This is a genomic window from Streptomyces sp. NPDC058326 (genome assembly GCF_042879855.1).
Lineage (GTDB): Bacteria > Actinomycetota > Actinomycetes > Streptomycetales > Streptomycetaceae > Streptomyces.
In genome coordinates, this window is the sequence record NZ_JBHVZO010000008.1 from 306738 (window position 1) to 323931 (window position 17194).

The 17194-nt window shown below is 66.2% G+C and carries 6 protein-coding genes and 1 tRNA gene; 3 read left to right on the forward strand and 4 right to left on the reverse strand.

Going from position 1 to position 17194, the window contains the following annotated elements; genetic code table 11:
• Positions 1–7: 7 nt before the first annotated feature.
• The gene (locus ACFVYX_RS18040; protein ID WP_389682337.1) at positions 8–514 is read right to left on the reverse strand and encodes a hypothetical protein; all 507 of its coding nucleotides are present in this window, start codon (positions 512–514) and stop codon (positions 8–10) included.
• On the reverse strand, positions 511–7221 hold the full coding sequence (locus tag ACFVYX_RS18045; protein ID WP_389682338.1) for a polymorphic toxin-type HINT domain-containing protein: 6711 nt from the start codon (positions 7219–7221) through the stop codon (positions 511–513). Before ACFVYX_RS18045 ends, ACFVYX_RS18040 begins: the two co-directional genes overlap by 4 nt.
• Positions 7222–7692: 471 nt before the next feature.
• Between ACFVYX_RS18045 and ACFVYX_RS18050 the strand changes: the two genes are divergently transcribed.
• Positions 7693–12147, forward strand: coding sequence for an FG-GAP-like repeat-containing protein (locus ACFVYX_RS18050; RefSeq protein ID WP_389682339.1), 4455 nt, complete (start codon positions 7693–7695; stop codon positions 12145–12147).
• Positions 12148–12510: 363 nt separating this feature from the next.
• Here the strand turns inward: ACFVYX_RS18050 and ACFVYX_RS18055 are convergent, their stop codons facing one another.
• A complete protein-coding gene (locus ACFVYX_RS18055) occupies positions 12511–14769 on the reverse strand; it encodes an FG-GAP repeat domain-containing protein (protein WP_389682341.1) in 2259 nt (752 codons plus the stop codon).
• 722 nt (positions 14770–15491) lie between these two features.
• Here ACFVYX_RS18055 and ACFVYX_RS18060 point away from each other — a divergent pair.
• Positions 15492–15564: transfer RNA gene (locus ACFVYX_RS18060), tRNA-Arg, on the forward strand.
• 171 nt (positions 15565–15735) lie between these two features.
• Here ACFVYX_RS18060 and ACFVYX_RS18065 read toward each other — a convergent pair.
• On the reverse strand, positions 15736–16455 hold the full coding sequence (locus ACFVYX_RS18065; protein WP_389682342.1) for a hypothetical protein: 720 nt from the start codon (positions 16453–16455) through the stop codon (positions 15736–15738).
• Between the two features lie 204 nt (positions 16456–16659).
• On the opposite strand from ACFVYX_RS18065, the gene ACFVYX_RS18070 reads away from it, so the two are divergent.
• Positions 16660–17103 carry a hypothetical protein gene (locus ACFVYX_RS18070; RefSeq protein ID WP_389682343.1) on the forward strand — a complete coding sequence of 148 codons (444 nt, stop codon included), beginning with the start codon at positions 16660–16662 and terminating at the stop codon, positions 17101–17103.
• Positions 17104–17194: the final 91 nt, after the last annotated feature.

The window sequence follows — 17194 nt, forward strand, 5'->3', positions numbered from 1 at the left end:
CGGCCACCTACCTCACGTCGCAATACTCGATCGAAGCCATGGCTTCGTACTGAAACCGATCAAGATCGCCATAGACGCCGGGAAACCCGGTGCGCCTGGTAGCGAACTTCACCGTGGCACCGTGCGTGAAGTAGTCATCATCCACTCCAACCGACACGATCGCTACGAGAAGTTCGCAGTGCTGCAGTCCGGCAGCGGCTCCCAGCATGGCACGCGCAAACGCACGAGACCGCGCGACGGCACTGCGGAGAAAGGAATCGCGCTCCTCCGGAAAGTCGTCGCAGGGGATGCTCACATCGTTGACCTCGAACTCACACTGCGGAACGTTCTCCGCCTGCCAGTCGTCACGCCAACCAGCCCCGTCACCGTAGCAACCGGCAATCACCAGAGAATCCGCGGGTCCAACTTTCCAACCAGATTCGACCAGATCACGCAGCTCGCCGGGCAGATCATCCGGCTTCTCGGTTTCAGCGCCAGACTGCAACAACGATTGCATCAAGGGATTTACCCTCACGGTGCCTCCATACCGAAGAATTGGTACGCCTTGTTGATCGCACTCTGCGGCACCTGCTTGGCGACTCGCGAAGAAAGGATATCCCCTACCTCCGTGCGCCAACTGCCATTGGCGGGGTCGTAGTAGTACTTCTTCGGATCCGCACCACGCCCCATGAACTGAAGGTGGATGCCTGCGCCCGGCTGGCCCGGATTCTGGTTCTCAATGTCCACACGGAACGAGCCGTCCTTGGACTTGTGCACGGTCTTGCTGTTGATCACGGGAGCGTTCGCCGGAGTGGTGATGGAGCACGTACCCGGCGGCTTGTTGTGTACGAGAACGGGTGTAGCGCCCGCCAGCACGTAGTAAGTGTGGATCCGATCGACCGTCAGGTCGTAAGTGCGCTGCCGTTTCGTGTTGTGCCGGACGGCCGTAACCTCGACAGCTGAACCTTCCGGCGCACGCAAGGTCGTGCCCGGGGTGATGTCGCCAGCCTCGATCCACTTCTTCAGGCTGACCGACCAGAACGGGTGCGTGTCCGTGGCGACGAGCTTCGAGTCGCCCGCCTCGGTCTTCACCGTGAGCTCGGTGAAGTCCTTGTCGTCCTCCGTGACGATGACGTCGAGGACCTTCTGGCCGCGCGTTTCGCCGGTGTCCGGATCCGTCGCCAGGACTGTGTCGCCTACCGCGACGTCCTCGATGCTCTTGGACGAGCCGTCGGCCAGCAGGACCTTCGTGCCCGGTAGGAAGCTGTGCTTGACACCGCACACCACGGCTGCGGCTTCCACGCCCTCTTCCACCTTCTCGCCAGCCTTGAGGCCCTTGAGGAGTTTGAGACCCTTGAGCGGCTTCAGAACCGGAAGGTCAGTGGCTGCCCAGCCACACTGCGACCACGCCCCGTCCCCGATGCAGTCCGACCATGCCTGGGCGTCCGGAAGGATGAGGCTTCCGACGATCGGGCCGATGTACCGGCCGTAGAAGTTCACTGGTGGAGGCGGATTTTTTACGACCTTCATCGGTGTCGCAAGTCCGTGCCCCTTGGATGTGGCTCGGCCCGACCAGATGGTCTGTGAAAGTGTGACGCCGCCGTAGACCTGGTTGTAGCGGTAGCTCCAGCCGCCGTATTGGTCCAGGAACCAGCTGCTTCCCGCGGTGGACTCGTTGTACCCCCCGGCGGATGACCCGCTGGCAGCCGTCTCCCGCTTGTCGTTGTAGTCGGCACCGCCGACCGGGCCGTCGGGGCGCAGGCCCGTCGGGTCGCTGAAGGAGACCGGATTGTTGTTGCCGTAGCTGTAGCCCTGGGACTGCTGCGGGTCGTTCAGGTCGAGGATCGGGTCGACGCTGATGAAGCGGCCGATGGCCGGGTCGTACTCGCGTGCGCCCAGGTGGGTGAGCGAGGTGTCCGGGTCCTTGGTGCCGCCGACGAAGCCCTTGTCGCCGATCCAGTTCGCCGGCTGGGTGCCGCGAGGGCCGCCGAAGATGGTGGTTTTGCGGCGGGTGACGGCCTGGGACGCGTCGTTGGTGATCTGGGTGCTGCCGGTGCCGTGGTGGTCGGCGAGCAGGAAGGTGAGCTTGCCTCCCTTGTACATGGCGTAGCCGCCGTAGTAGCGGGTTCCGGTGATCTTGCCGGTCTTGTCCTTGTGTAGCTCGTTGCCGCCGGGCAGGTAGAGGGTCGTGCCGGTGGAGTCGCGGCGGATGAGCCGTTGTCCGTTGGTGTCGTAGAGGTAGCTGGTGGTGTCGGTGACCTTCGTGGCGGACTTGAGGTGGCCCTCGTCGTCCCAGGCGAGGGTCTGGAGGTCGGCGTTGCCGATCTTCCGGGTCTGGGTGTTGCCGGCCGCGTCGTAGGTGTACGTCTCGGTGCGCGGGTCGGCGCCGGTCTGTGTTACGGACGGCAGGTTGTGCGTGCCGGTCTTCGGGGCCGCGTAGTCGCGGGTGATGTCGGCGGACGGTCCCGAGGGGGTCTTGTGCTGAACCTCGGTGTCACGGTTGCCGACGGCGTCGTAGGTGTAGCTGGTCCAGTAGGCGTCCTGCCCGCCGACGACGCTTTCGGAGGGATCGGTGGCGCAGGTCGTGCCGGTATTGGTCCAGGCCTGGGTGACGCGACGCAGGGCGTCCAGTTGGAAGCACTGGGTGTCCGTGGTTCGGGTTGTGCCCTGGTCGTATCCGGTGGCGATGCGGGTGATGTTGCCGGCCGGGTCGTAGGTGTAGGAGGTGTCCTCCACCCTCTGGGGGGCGGTGTCCCGGTCGGTGAACGTGTTCGTCACTTGACCGGTGTGCTCGTCGTACTGGCTGGTCGTCCACACGTGGCGGCCGAACTCGCCGTATTCCGCACGGATCGGTCGGCCGTAGTGGTCGTAGGTCATGTCCGAGATGAGCGTGGCGCTGCTCGTCTCGGTCATCGTGCCGACCCTGTCGAGCAGACCTATGACGGCGGTGTAGCCGCTGCTGACCAGTTCGTAGGGAAGGTCGGCCATCTGGGGATGCTCGACGTCCTGGACTTGGCCGGTGTTGTCGTTATAGGAGGTGTACCACTCGTACGTGCCGGCCAGACCCGTTTCCGACGGCGGGACGGTGACCCTGGTGATCGACGGCAAATAGGAGCTGTTGTACTCGTTGGCTTCGGTGACCCAGGCGTTGCCCGAGTCGTCGTAGCGCGTGGACTTCCACGGCTGGCCCTTGGCGCCGACCGGGTCGTAGCTCCAGGCCGCCAGGTCCTTGGTGCCCTTCTTCAGCGCGGTGGGGCGTCCGAGGGCGTCGTAGTCGGTGTGGAGGGTGACCTGGCGGGCGTCGGTGATGTCGGTCGGGCGGTCGCCCTTGTCGTACGCCGTGACGGCCTTGCCCTTGTCGGGGTCGACGGCTTCGGTCTGACGGCCGCGAGTGTCGTACGCGTACGTCCACTCGGCGCCCGAGGGGTCGGTAACCTTCGCCAGTCGGCCCTTGTCGTCGTAGGTGTAGTGGGTGGACTGGGCGGTGGTACGGGCCGCGTCGGTGTGCTGCTTCAGTTCGACGGTGCGGTTGAGCGCGTCGACGACGGTCGTCGTGGCGATGCCGCCGGCCGGCGGAACGACCGTGGTCGTGTCACCCGTGTATGCGTAGGTGGTCCGCTTCTCCTCGTCGGTGTACCGCTTGGCGATCACCGCGGTGGGTCGGCCGAGACCGTCGTACTCGGTCTCCGTCGAGGACGGGTACATGGTCTGCTGACCGGTCACCGGGGCCGGCTCGGGTGCGCCGTCCGCGAAGTAGGTGCCGGAGTTGACGATCGCCTCGCCACGGGTGTTGTAGAACACCTCGGTGACCAGGCGGCCGGCCCGGTCCGGGGATTCCTCCTGGGACTGCAGCGCCCGGAGCAGGCCGTCCTGGAACGCGTAGCTCGTGCGGTACTGGTTGTCGTGGGTGAGGGTCTTCGTCGTGACGACGGTCGGCCCGTTGTTCCGCAGTAGGTATTCGAACTGGAAGTTCGGTCCTGCGGGGTACGACGCCTGGGGCCTGGCTGGCAGCCACGCCTTGATCACCCGGCCCAGCGGATCGTAGACGGTCGTGGTGACCTTGCCGTTGGCGTCGGTGACCTTGGTGGGCAGGGCGCGCCGGGCCGAGAGCACGGTGGTGACCGTGTGGCCGAGCGGGTTGGTGACGACACTGCTCGTCGGCACCTCTCCGGTGGCGGGGGTGAAGCTGCTGCGGCTCACCTTGCCGTAGGCGTCCGCCTCGGCGAGCTGGCGGCCATAGATGTCGTAGCAGAGCTGGGTGCCTCCGGTGCCACAGACGCTCGGCGTGGAGGAGACGACGTCGTAGCCGGTGCCCGCGCCGTTGACGCGCTCGGACTTGGTCACGAGGCCCTTGACCGGTGCCGCGTGCAGGGCCAGACCGTCGTAGTACGTACGGACGTCGTCGATCACGTCCGCCGGACGCGACACGGTCTCACCACAGGCGACGGCGACGGTTTCGCTACGGGAGACCTTGTCCAGGATCGTGGAGGTGCCAGTTCGGGCGTAGGTCGTGGTGGTGCACTTCTCGTCACCGGGCTTGTCCACGTCTCCCAGTTCGGAGACGGTGCTCACCAGTCCGTAGGAGTCGAAAGTCTTGATCGACCGTGTGGTGCGCTCGCTACCGGTGATCTTGACGCGCGTCTCTTCCGTCTGCGTACCCGTCATATACGCCTCAAGGGCGGGCAGTCCGGTACGCGCGCGCGTACCGGTGACCGCGGAGCGCCAGGGGATGTAGGAGGAGGCGCTGACGAGTGGTCCGCCGTCACCGTTATAGGTGGCCTTATCGCGCAGCATGCCGGCGAACTGTTCACGGTCGGTGACGGCGACACCGGCGGAGTTCTTCACGGCGGCACCGTCGATGCCGCGGAAGTACCGGGACTCGCTCAGCGTCTTCTTGTCGGAGCCTTCGCCGGTGCGGGTCTGGACGAGGTAATAGCCGCGGGGCAGCGAGTAGGTGCGGTCCTCCGCCTTGGTGAACTCGTCCTCGCTCTTGGCCCACTCGGCGCCGCCCACGTATGTGTACTCGGTGACGACGTCCGGGCTGTCAACGATGTTGTCGCCCTCGGTGACGCGCTGGACGGGGTAGGTGTTGAACCAGTCGTGCTCGGGGTCCGGTCCGCTGATGATCGTCTTGACGGTGTAGCAGCGCGTGGAGTTGGTGTCATCGGTCGGCGGGAGAGCGGTCGCGGTGCAGTCGGGGTCGTAGTAGTCGACGCCGATGGTGCCGCCCGACTCCGTGATGATCTGCGACATCCGCATACGGATGAATGGGGCGAGACCATCGCGAAGCTTGTCGACACGGTTGGGCTTCTGCACCGGCACGAAGGTGATCATCGGGACGTCCGCCGTAGCGGCGCCCTCCATTGCGGACCGCTTGATGCCATGCAGCCACATCGGGGTGGAGATGCCGTCACCCGACGGGGGGAAGGTCTGCGTCAAGTGCCAGGAGTCGACGTTCGTGTAGACGCCGCCGGTGAGGACCTGCGTCGAGATGTCGGTCAGCCGCATGCTTGACCAGAAGCTCGGCGAGTACTGCCCCTTGCACTCCGTCGCCGTGTCCTTGCAGTACAGATCGAGCGGAGTGTCCGGCCAGTAGGTCGCGTTGGAGACGTCGAAGGTGCAGTTCGTGTCGCACCTGGGCTTGGAGGTGAAGGTCACCTTACCCATGGCCTTGGCGGCGTAGGGCGCGCTGTCCCGGAGGCCGTACTCGATGCGCTCGAGGTAGGCACCGCGGTCGTACGGGGTCTTCGTCGCCGAGCCGGTGGTCGCGTTGACGTTAAGACCGTAGTTGTTGGTCTCCTGCTTCCAGTAGTAGGCCATCGCGTTGCCACGCGGATCCACCACATAGTCAAGGTTCCAGCGCCATGCCTGCTGGCACCAGGAGGTGGCGAAGGAAGAGGTGGCGCAAGGCTCGTTCGTGTGGTTGCCGAAGACGGGTGCGGTCAGGGTCGAGTTGGTCACGGCGTTGCCCGTGACCCACCCGGGAAGCTTGTGCCTGCCGAAGAAGTACTGTGTGCCGTCGAGCGTCGTCACCTTCCAGTACTCGCCCTTGCCCGCGACGGTGCCCGTGCCCTCGTCGCCGTTGTCGGCGCCACTGAGCTTCTCGATCTTCTCGCCGCCGTCGGACGTGGGGTGCCAGCCCCTGGTGGCGTCGAGGACGAGTTCGGTGGTCTTACCGCCGAGCGAGAGGGTGGCGTTGTTGCTGTACCAGCACTGGTCGCCGACTTTGGTGGTGTTAGTACCGCCGACCTTGTCGTCCTCGCAGGACTTGTAGCGGCGCTCGATGTAGCCGGGTTCGTAACCCCAGCCGTCACCGATCCATCCGGCCTGGTTGTTCGAGGCCGAGGTACGGCCGTCGACGGCCTGCGAGCTGTAGCCGAGCGTGACGCCGGGCTTGAGGCCGCCGGGGACGTTCGGGACGCCGACCGGGTAGCTCCAGCTGAAGCCTCCCGTGGAGCTGCCCGCGCTCCAGGCGCCGGACGGTTCCAGCGAGGTCGCCGTGAACGAGCCACTGGAACCCTGGGCCCCTGCCGTTGCGGCCAGAACCGTCATACCGGACGCCGCCGCGGTCGCAGAAGTAGCCGAACGGGCCCCCGCCGACACTGGTGCCACGGCAGTGAGGGTGCTTTTGCTCGTATCGTTCGCCGTCTCGAGCGGCTTCGTCACACGGCACCCGGGCTTCTCGGGGGTCGTGAGGGCGCAGGCCGGGAGCTGGACCAGGCGCAGTCGCGCCGCCCAGTCGCCACCGTAGGCGTTCTTGAACGACGCGTAGTCGACGCTGACGCGCGCCTGCCCGACGGAGTTCACGCCATCGGCCCTGCCGACGGTGAGCAGAAGACCGTCGACGCCGGCCTTCTCGGCGGCGGCGCGGGTCTCGACGGAGACCCTTGCTCGCGTCAGCGCGGGAGCCTTGGCGGCCCCCCGCGCGCCCTTCGTCGCCGCATCAGCGACGGCGGTCACCGACACCGGGAGTTCGCGCGCCACTCCGGTGGCGCGGCTCAGCGGCGACTGTGCCGAGACACTGACCGTCTGCACGCCGGGTGCGGGCCAGGCGGCACGGACGGGTGCCTTGACGGCGCCGATGTCCGGGCGCTTCTTTCCCCCCGCGCGGACCGGTTCGACCGGGACCGGCTTCGGCTGCTTGAGACCGGGCAGCGAGGTGCTGATGCCCGGGTCCTGTTCTGTGAGTGCGGTGGAGGTTGATGGCAGCAGTCCCACTGACATCACCGCGGACAGCGCCACGGCCCACCCTCGCGTACGGAAATTACTCACTTACTCCCACCCCTTGAAATCCGATAAATCCGGGGAAGCGTAACAGGGGGGGGTCCCGAGAAAGCGGAATTGGAAACAATTTCCCATTGAACGCATCTGCCGACACAAGCTCCCGATGAGCCCCCGTTGACCCACAGCTGCCCCACAGAGTCCCAGGTCAGGGGTGATCGACACCTCGCATCCAGACTCTCCCAGGTTCCCTGACTTGCCCACCTTTACACCGCAAACACACCATCTCCCCACCCTTCCTTGTGGGTCATCACGGAAATAATTCACCCCTGTAGAGTCAGACCACTTCGCATCGCCGGGTCATTTTTCAGTCGTCGGCATGCGAATTCGGACACAAGTAAGGGGAGGAAATTAATCGTGTCCATGCCAAGAAAGTGGGGCTTCAGACGCGGCAGGGGGGCCGCTCTGATACCGGGTCTACTGGCCGGCACCATGATGACCTCGATCATGGCGGCCGTGCCTGCCACGGCCCTCGCACCGCAGATGTCTCCCGCAGTTGCCACAGCCGTGGAGGTCTCCGACGACCCTGTGGCCAACGGGTCGCTGAGCGAGGAGGACTACGCACTGCAACAGGCCGCGGCGACGGGGCAGCCCGTCGAGGTGGTCTCGCGACGGACGGAGAGTTCCGATACCTGGGCACAGCCCGAGGGGTCGTTCAAGGTCAGCGAGCACGGAACGCCCGTACGGCTGTGGCGCGCCGGGGGCTGGGTCCCCGCCGACCCAAGTCTGGAGTTTGCCGCGGACGGGTCCGTGGTCACCAAGGCCACGAACGTCGCCGTGAAGTTCTCCGGCGGCGGGACCGCGCCGCTGATCCAGGGTGCCATGAACGGCCGCACGCTGACGCTGACCTGGCCGAACGAGCTGACGACACCGACCCTGGACGGCAACGTCGCCACATATGCCGAGGTGCTGCCCGGTGTCGATCTGCAGTTGAAGGCGGAGGTCGAGGGCTTCTCTCAGGTCTTCGTCGTCAAGACCCCGGAGGCCGCGCAGAACCCCGAGCTCGCCAGGCTGCAGTTCGGTATCGCCGCCGACGGTCTGACAGTCGAGGAAGACTCCGAGACGGGAAGCCTGACGGCCAAGGACCCAGCCGGCGAGATCATCTTCTCCAGCTCCGCTCCGATGATGTGGGACTCCACGAAGACGGCAAGCGGCGAGACCGGTTTGAGCACCATGCTCGGCGCCATGGCGGCGACCACCGAGACCACTGAGACCACAGGCGACGCAAGCGCGTTCGACCCGGGCTTGGGCGCACAGGACGCCGTGATGCCCACCGAGCTGACGCCGGACACACTCACCATCACTCCGGACCAGAAGCTGCTGACCGGCACCGAGACCACCTACCCGGTCTACATCGATCCCAGCTGGAGCTTCGGCGACCGGCAGAAGTGGAACTGGACCCGCGTCTACAAGAAGTACGCGAGCCAGTCGTTCTGGAACTCCAAGGATCCTGTCCGCGTGGGCTACGAGGCCCAGACCGGTGGTTCCGACCGCATCTCCCGCTCCTTCTTCCAGCTCGATGTCTCCCCCTTGGCTAACACCGAGGTGAAGGCGGCGACCTTCCGGGTGAAGAACACCTGGTCCTGGTCCTGCGAGGCCCGTGAGCTGTACCTGTACCCGACCGGCGCGATCAACTCCAAGACCAACTGGAGCAACCAACCAGGCAAGCTGACGACCTCGCCCCTCGACACGGTCAACGACGCCAGGGGCTGGGTGTCGCAGAACAGTTCTTCCTCGGCGTGCCCCGCCAAAAGCCTCGAGTTCGACGCGACCAGCTGGGTCAGGACCAAGGTGGCCGCGGGCGCGGAGACCGTCACTTTCGGCCTCTACGCCGACGAGGACGACACCTTCGGCTGGAAGAAATTCGACCCCAAGACTGTCGTCCTGGAGACCGAATACAACACTCCCCCGGACCTCCCGAGCAAGCTCGGCACCAGCCCGCTCACCCCGTGCGCCAGCGGCGGGATGCTCGGCAACGTGGCGGTCAGCCTGTACGCCACGATCAAGGACGAGGACAAGGGCAACCTGACCGCCGAGTTCGAGCTCTACGAGAACAAGGCCGGCGTCGCCACCCGCGTACTCACCAAGGCCATACCCGCCCTCAACGAACGGGTCGCCACACTCGCGGTCCCCATGTCATTGACACCTGGCGGCAAGGGCAGTGACGGCAAGGACATCACCTACTCCTGGCGTGTACGCGCCATCGACTCCGACAAGTCGGACTCCGGTTGGAAGAACGCGCCCTGCGCCTTCAAGGTGGACCGCCAGCGTCCGAAGCAGCCGCCGGTGATCGTCTCGCCCATAGGTGCCGACGGTAAGCCCATCTTCCCCTCCGGCGACCTGGAATGGCCGGCGAAGACAGGCAAGGCCCGCCAGAAGGTGACCTTCACCTTCCTGCCGGTCGAGAAGGACATCAAGAAGATCAACTGGTGGACCGACACCGACCCGGACGTCAAGGAGGTGTCGCCCGTCAACGGCGTCTACTCCGGCCTGGTGTCGATCCCCTCCTACGGCCCGCACATGATCTACGCCTACAGCGTCGACACGGCCGGCAACCGATCTGACACCGCGACCTACCTCTACTACGCCAACAAAGAGCAGGATCGCGACGAGTTCCATGACGTCAACGGTGACCGGTTCAAGGACATCTGGAGCCCTGACGGCAACGGCACCCTGATTGCCTACACGGGCCACGGCAACCGGGTCTTCTCCACCATGAACGCCGCCTCCGGCGAAGCGACCTTCCCGGGCCAGCAGGTCTCCGCAGTCGGCGACTGGGTAGGGGAGGACGGTTACAACGATCTGCTCGCCCTCGTCCCCAACGAGCTTCAGGGCGGCGCGAAGGATCTCCAGATCTACAAGAACAACGGCTTCGGACTCGTCAACACCGACGAGAGCCCGCAGACCCTCCGGCCGTCCAGGACGAGGGACAACCGCTGGTCCAACGCCGATCAGGTCATCGGCGGCGACTTCGACGCGGACACCAAGCCCGACGTCCTCGTCAAGCAGGCAGAAAACCTGTGGTTCTACCGCGGCGCCCGCGCCGACACGATCGGCTTCGGCACGGGCGCTTTCGCTCCGCTGGGCGACGCCACATCGGAGTGGAACAAGTACACGATCGTCTCCACCGGTGACATCAACGGGGACAAGCTTCCGGACCTGCTGCTCCGCGACGATGCCACCGGCGATCTCTTCCGCTCGCACGCCACCGCCGACCCTGCCAACCCGGCGAAGATGAACTTCGCCACCTGGGGGCGGGACCGGACCAAGATCGGCAGCGGTCTGAAGAAGTCCCTGTACCCCCAGCTCGGCGTCTCCGGTGACCTTGACGGTGACGGCTCCGGCGACGGCATCGTCGACGGCGACAAGATCATCGACCTGTGGGCCCGCAAGGCCGACAACACCATGGTCGGCTGGCGCGGCAAGGGCACGCCCACCAGCCTCACCGGCCTCGACGCCCCGTACGTCATCGACGGCATAACCGGCGGCATCCGTCTTATTCCCAAGACCGAGATCGCCTCTGGCCACTCCATCACCGGCCAGTCCTCGACCCTGACCATGGGATTCGACGGCAATCTGTTCATCACCACCAAATCCGGCGCGAAGGTCTGGAGCAGCTCGCGCGGCGTCAAAGACGCTGTCGCGCGCGTCAATGACAACGGCAACCTCACCGTCTACAGCCCAGCTAACGATCCCCTGTGGACGACCAACGTCGCCAACCCCGGGGCAGGCTTCGCCGTTCTCAAAGACTCCGGCGACCTCGTCATCTACAACGACAAGAGCCAGTCTCTGTGGTCAAGCGGCACCTCTGTCCGCCACGACTACAACCGCGACGGCCGCAGCGATATAGCCACCTGGTACAACTACGGCGACGGCCACGATGAGCTCCTCTCCTTCACGACCACCTCAGACGGTAGGTTCAATCCACCGATCCACGGCTGGAACACTGCGGCCGGCAACTACTGGGTCGAGAACATGAAGCACACCACCGGTGACTTCAACGGCGACGGCATCGGAGATATCGCCGCCTTCTACGGCTACGGGGACGGCCGGATGAACCTGCGCACCTGGCTGGGCAAGGGGGACGGCACTTTCAACGCGCCGTTCGTCTCCTGGAGCGTGCCGGCCGGCCACTGGAGTTTCAACGCGATCCACGTCCAGTCCGGTGACTTCAACGGCGACGGACGCGACGACATCGCCACCTGGTACGACTACGGCAACGGCAGCGACAAGCTGTTCACCTTCACCGCCAACGTCAAGGGAGGCTTCAACTACCCCTTCTCCTCGTTCTACCGTGCCGACGGGTGGGAAGCGGCACGCATGAAGTTCGCCACCGGCGACTACAACGGCGACGGCCGCGACGACATCGGAGCCATGTACGGCTACGCCACCGGCGAGGTCAAGCTCGTCACCTTCACCACAAGGCCCGAAGGCGGCTTCAACGAGCCTATCCACGGCTGGAGTTCCCCTAGTGGCTGGACGTTTTCGCAGGTCAGCGTCCACTCCGGTGACTTCAACGGTGACGGTCGCGACGACATCGCCACCTGGTACGACTACGGCAACGGTGACGACGCGGTGATCAGCTTCAATCCCAGCGGCACCACCGGTGCATTCGGCAACCGCCAGGAAGTCTGGACCGGCGAAGCCGGACGCTTCTGGCGCGAGAACATGAAGATCGTCACCGGTGACTACAACGGCGACGGCTTCGACGACATCGGAGCCATGTACGGCTACGAAGACGGCCGCGTCAGGATGCTCACATGGACGGCCAAGACCGACCCCCTCCTACGCGGACACTTCAACGAACCTCTCCACAGCTGGGAGGGCTCAGCAGGTAGCTGGACCTTCAACAGCGTCCGGATGATCGAACGCTACAGCCCTGCCTGAGATCAGTCGTTCAATCCGGACCTGGAACGATGGGTCATCGAGCAGCGTTGAGGAGCAGAAGACAACGCTGCTGTGAGTGAGGAATGACGACAGGGCCTCTTGGTGCCGCGGGATTACACGTCTTCCCAGCGGGTCCAGGAGGCCCTGTCGTCACGTCAGACTGTGGTCACAGGTTTTTACGTTGCTGACCAAGCGAGAACGACATGGTCAGGGACTCGTACGACCGGCCGAGCTGAACGTCGCCCCGCCTCAGGCGGTGGTGATCACGACGCCGAGAGAACGGACCGGACACGGAAGCCAGCTCGGTGACGTCCGAGCGACTCCGGGCGGTACGCGCCGTGCGTACCGCCCGGTTGCTGCCGGTCAGGACCAGTGGTGGTAAGGGGATCGGTTTGTCTGGAGGTTGGCCGCAGCACGGTTTTTGAAGGGGGTGGCCGTGTTGCCCGTACCGGCATAGAAGTACGCACTGCTATGGGTTGTGGAGTTGGCGATCAGGTCGGGGCGTCCATCATGGTTGGCGTCGCCCACGCCCACGATGTCGCTGTACGTGCTCCAGCCGCTGCCGATTCTCGTGCGACTGTGGAAAGTACCGTCGCCCTTGCCCTGGTAGAGCCACAGGACACCGCCCTTGTCCCGGGCGACCAGGTCACCGGCGGAGGTACCCGCGATGTTGCCGGTGGCGGTCAGGAGATTGTAGGTCTGCCAGCCGCCGGTACCGATCTTCTGGCGGGTCGCGAAGGGCTTGGCACTGTTGCCGGTGCCCTTGTAGAGCCAGAGGGCTCCAGCCCTGTCGGTGCCGACAAGGTCGGGCGTGCCGTCACCGGTGAGGTCACCGCCGCCGGCGAGCCGGGCATAGGTCTGCCAACCTCCGCCGATCTGCGTGCGGGTTGCGAAACCTCCGCGGCCGTTGCCCTGATAGAGCCAGAGAACGCCGGAGGCGTCCTGGGCGACGAGGTCCGGGTGGGCGGAACCGGCGATGTTCCCTGTGGCCTCTATCTTGTCGTAGACCTGCCAGCCACCGCCGACCTTCGTCCGTACGGAGGTGAGCATCCTCTCGACCGGGTGGTCGTAGGTGCTCTCCAGCCACAGCGCGCCCGCCCCGTCCCGGATGAGTACGTCGGCGGCGCCGTTGTCGTCGAAGTCGTGCGGCTTCGACGTGCGGGTGACGGTGAAGGCGCCGGACTCCTTGAGCGTCGGGCCGATGCCGCTGAGCGGCATGGCCGTGATCTCCCACGTGTACTCGCCGTTATAGGCGCTGCGGTCGGGCCTCCAGGCTCCCGGGTCGCCGAGGTCCCCGTTCCAGTCGAAGACGGCGACGCCGTTCTGCGGCTGATAGGTGGACATCGAGACGGTCTTGCCGGTGCGGACGTGACGCAAGGTGGCGGAAAAGGCCACGTTCCAGCGGTTCAAGGACCACGTGAAGGTGGCCCCGCCGCCGTTCTTGTCCAGGTCGACCGAAGTGGGCACACCTGCCGGCTTCGTCAGGGCGACGGCTGTGGACTCGCCGGTGCTGGCGAGGAGCGTGGCGGCCGGCTTACCGGTGGCCTCGTCGAGTGCGATCCGGTAGACACCCTCGCCGTGTGCGACGGTGCCGCCGCTCACGAGTCGGCCGCCGTCGACTGTGGGTGTACCGCTCCGTCGGACGTGGTCGATCAGCTTGATCGTCGAGTCGTCCTTCAGGCTGCGGGCGGTGAGGGCCTGCAGGTGCGCCGCAGATGAGGGCCGGACAAGTTCGTTGCCGCCGGGATAGCTGTAAGTGACCCAGTCACCGACCAGCCCGATCTCCAGTGTCCAGGGCGCCGACGTCGTGCCGAGGTCGATGACCTTGCTCTCGTCGGTACCCCGCTCACGCACGACCACTTTCGTCTCCCACCCGTTGCTCGCCTCGAGGTAGGCGATATGGGTGTCCGAGACAGCGACGTTCCCGTCGCCCGTGCGGTATGTCTCGGTGATCTCGCCGGTGGTGAGGTCGACGAGGGCCCGGTAGGTCTGTGCGTCCTCCTCGGTGTACGTCGAGTAGGACACGATGGCGTGCCGGGCCGTGCCAGGCCGCACGGACACGTCCTCGGCATCGACGGGGAGGCCCTTTACTTCACGGAGGCCGTCCGCCGGTGAGTGCGCCCGCAGCGTAGCGCCGGCGTCCGACGTCATGGTGGTGAAGAGCGTCCTGCCGGCGGCACCCGCAAAAGTCACGCCAGGGACGAGAGGGGCGACCTCGACACTCCACGCCGTGGCCTCGCCGGTGGCAGCGTCCCGAAGCCGGACCGAGGAGCCTTGCGCGTCGCGGACGGCCAGCAAGTCCTCGGTGAGCGTGGCCGTCGGCGCCGGGTCCCACTGCATCGTGCGCGCCGCCCCACCGTCATACGGCGTCCAGCGGTACTCGGCCCCCTCACCGCGCGAAGCGCCGTCGTACGCGGAAAGGAAGCCGGTTGCGCCGGCACCGACGACATAGGAGCCGGCCGGCAGCTTCAGAGCTTCCGCCGCCGTGACCGAAGCCCCGACAGCCGCAGCAGAGTCCGCCAGGGCCGCGGGAGCCGCCAGCGCGCCGGCACCGAGGGTGATGGCAAGCACGGTGGCGACGGCGCCGCAGAGGTGGCGCCGGGTGGTGCGTACGTATGTCAAGGAAACCCCTTATGACAAGCGGAGCGGCATGCACCGATGCGTGCCGTCCGATCAGACTTCCGGCCAGGCGAAGAAGTTGTACGTATGCTCGACCTGAATGACTGTGGCCACAGGGGCGCTTCGCTCATCTTCAGGGAAGCCACCCACCTGACCTCTGACGAACCGCGCCGGCAAGTAGCCAGGTTGGGGCTGCGACAGAGCATGGGCCGAACCGGCTCCCGCTTCGACAATGCCGCCGCCGAGAGCTTCTTCGCACTACTCAAAGAGGAGATCGGCACCCGCCACTGGCCCGACCGGACCACTGCCCGCGCGGAGATCTTCGCCTTCATCGAGACCTTCTACAACCGCAGACGCCTCCGGAAGCAGTACTCCGATTCGCGATCGGACGGCGCGGTGCAGCCGGGCTGCCGCCGATGCCGCCCACCCCCGCGCTGCCGACACCTGACCACATCGATCCCCATCCCCAGACATCCCGCCGGAAACTCGCAGGTCAGAAGGCATGCAAGAACGCGCGGCAGCGCGCAGTGGCAACGGAGGCGACCTCGGCAACCCCTATCCGCTAGGCTGTCAGCGGTCAGTCGACCTTCAGGGCAGCTGCCCGGGAGAGTGTCCCTCCGGACCCACCCGGCAACGCTCCGAGGAGAGCCTGACCAGGGCGTTTGCCTCAACCGCCTCGGCAACCCCCCATTGGGGGTTTCCGGCACGGTTTTCGGCAAGCCCCCGCCTTCGTAGCTCAGGGGATAGAGCACCGCTCTCCTAAAGCGGGTGTCGCAGGTTCGAATCCTGCCGGGGGCACAGCCGGAAGGGCCAGGTCAGGGGGACATTCCCCCGGCGCTGGCCCTTCTGCGTGATCGTGGGCCGTGCCGCCCCTGTGCCGGAAGGCGGCGGGTTGCCGTCCTTCCGGGCCTGGCGTGCATCCGGAGCGTCGAGTCATCAGATGTGTGAGGTCGGCACGCCCCCTGGTGGTCAGTCGGTGGCGACGACGTCCTCGGGCGGCGGGGCCTTCGGTTCGACCGGGCTCTCGTAGTGCGAGAAGGTGATCGTCCCCGGCTCCTCGCCGCCCGTCGTGACGATTTTCAGCAGGTACGGGGGGCCCTCCGCGGCGATGTAGACGGTGGTCGTCTCGCCGTCGCTGCCGACCGGCTTCGCCAGCTTCAGTGCCTTCCGCCCCTCGACCGTGGTCGCCTCGCTCTTCGCCGAGTCGTCGTCCCAGCCGTTCTCCAACCCGGCGGGGGTTCTCTTCCCGCCGCAGAGCGCCAGTTCGTCCGGGGAGTCAGGGCCGTCGACGGGCGGCTTCGTCCAGCGGCCCCTGAGGTCGTCGAGCAGGGCTTCCAGGTCCTCCGGGCTCCGGTGTCGCTCCTGCATGCGCAGGAGCGGCTCGTCGCGGCGCAGGTACACGTCCGTGTCGTCGATCTTGATCAGTTCGACCGTGCCCGCCGTGCCGTAGGACATCGTGGCGGTGCAGTTCCCCCGGCTGTCGAGGGAGACGTGGCCCTTCATCGGCACCGCCAAGGAGAGCACGTCGGTGTGACGGGTCACGGACTTCGCCGACTCCGTCGCCTCGATCGCCCTCCCGAGGATCTCAGGTCTGGTCAGGTCGCCCAGGACCGGACCGCACGCGGTGGCGGAGAGGGTGACGGCCACGCAGATCAGGGTGGCGGCGGGGCGGCGGAGTGCGGCGGGCATGGTCGCAGTGTCTCCGTGGAGGATGAGCGAGGGAAGGGGTCTCCCGTAGGCCCCCGGCCCAACGCCCGTCAGTGACCGGCAGGAAAGGCCGTGAGCCGGCTTTCGGACAACAACTCGGGACCGACCCCCTCCTCCGTCACGGGGGAAGGCCCCTGGCGGGTATGGGGCGTTGGGGTGGGGGTAGCTTCGGGGGGTGATCGCGTCGTGAGTGCGTTGCCGTTCGTCGATGAGCATGCCGTTGTCGTCGATGCCGGAGCCGAGGAGTTGTGGCAGCGGCTGCTGGTGAGGGTGGAGCGGTCGCTCTCGCGGGAGAGCGGGGCTCGGTACGCGCGGCTCGTCCGGGCTGAGCCCCGCGGATCCGGTGGGGCCCGGCCGATTGCCGAGGGGTCGGAGTTTCCCGGGTTCCGGGTCGCCGCGGTCGTGCCCGGGCGGGAGCTGGCGCTCCGGGGCGGGCATCGGTTCTCCTCGTACAGCCTCGTATTCCGGATCGAGGAGCTGACCGAAGGGCGCTGCCGGCTGCGGGCCGAGACCCGGGCCGTTTTTCCCGGGGCCGCGGGGTGGGTCTACCGGCTCCTCGTCATCCGCAGCGGCGGGCACGCCCTCGGCATGCGGCGGATGCTCGCCGGTTATCGACAAGACACCCCCTAGGGCGTGTCCGTAAAGTTGGTGGCTCGTTGCTCTGTTCGTGGTGCGTCGACATGAACTGACGGATGAGTCGTGGGCGTTGATCGCTCCGTTG

Bases quoted from the DNA above. Each gene is read 5' to 3' on its own strand.
- ACFVYX_RS18050 (WP_389682339.1), top strand. From the start codon at position 7,693: ATGATGACCTCGATCATGGCGGCCGTGCCTGCCACGGCCCTCGCACCG.
- ACFVYX_RS18065 (WP_389682342.1), bottom strand. From the start codon at position 16,455: ATGCCCGCCGCACTCCGCCGCCCCGCCGCCACCCTGATCTGCGTGGCC.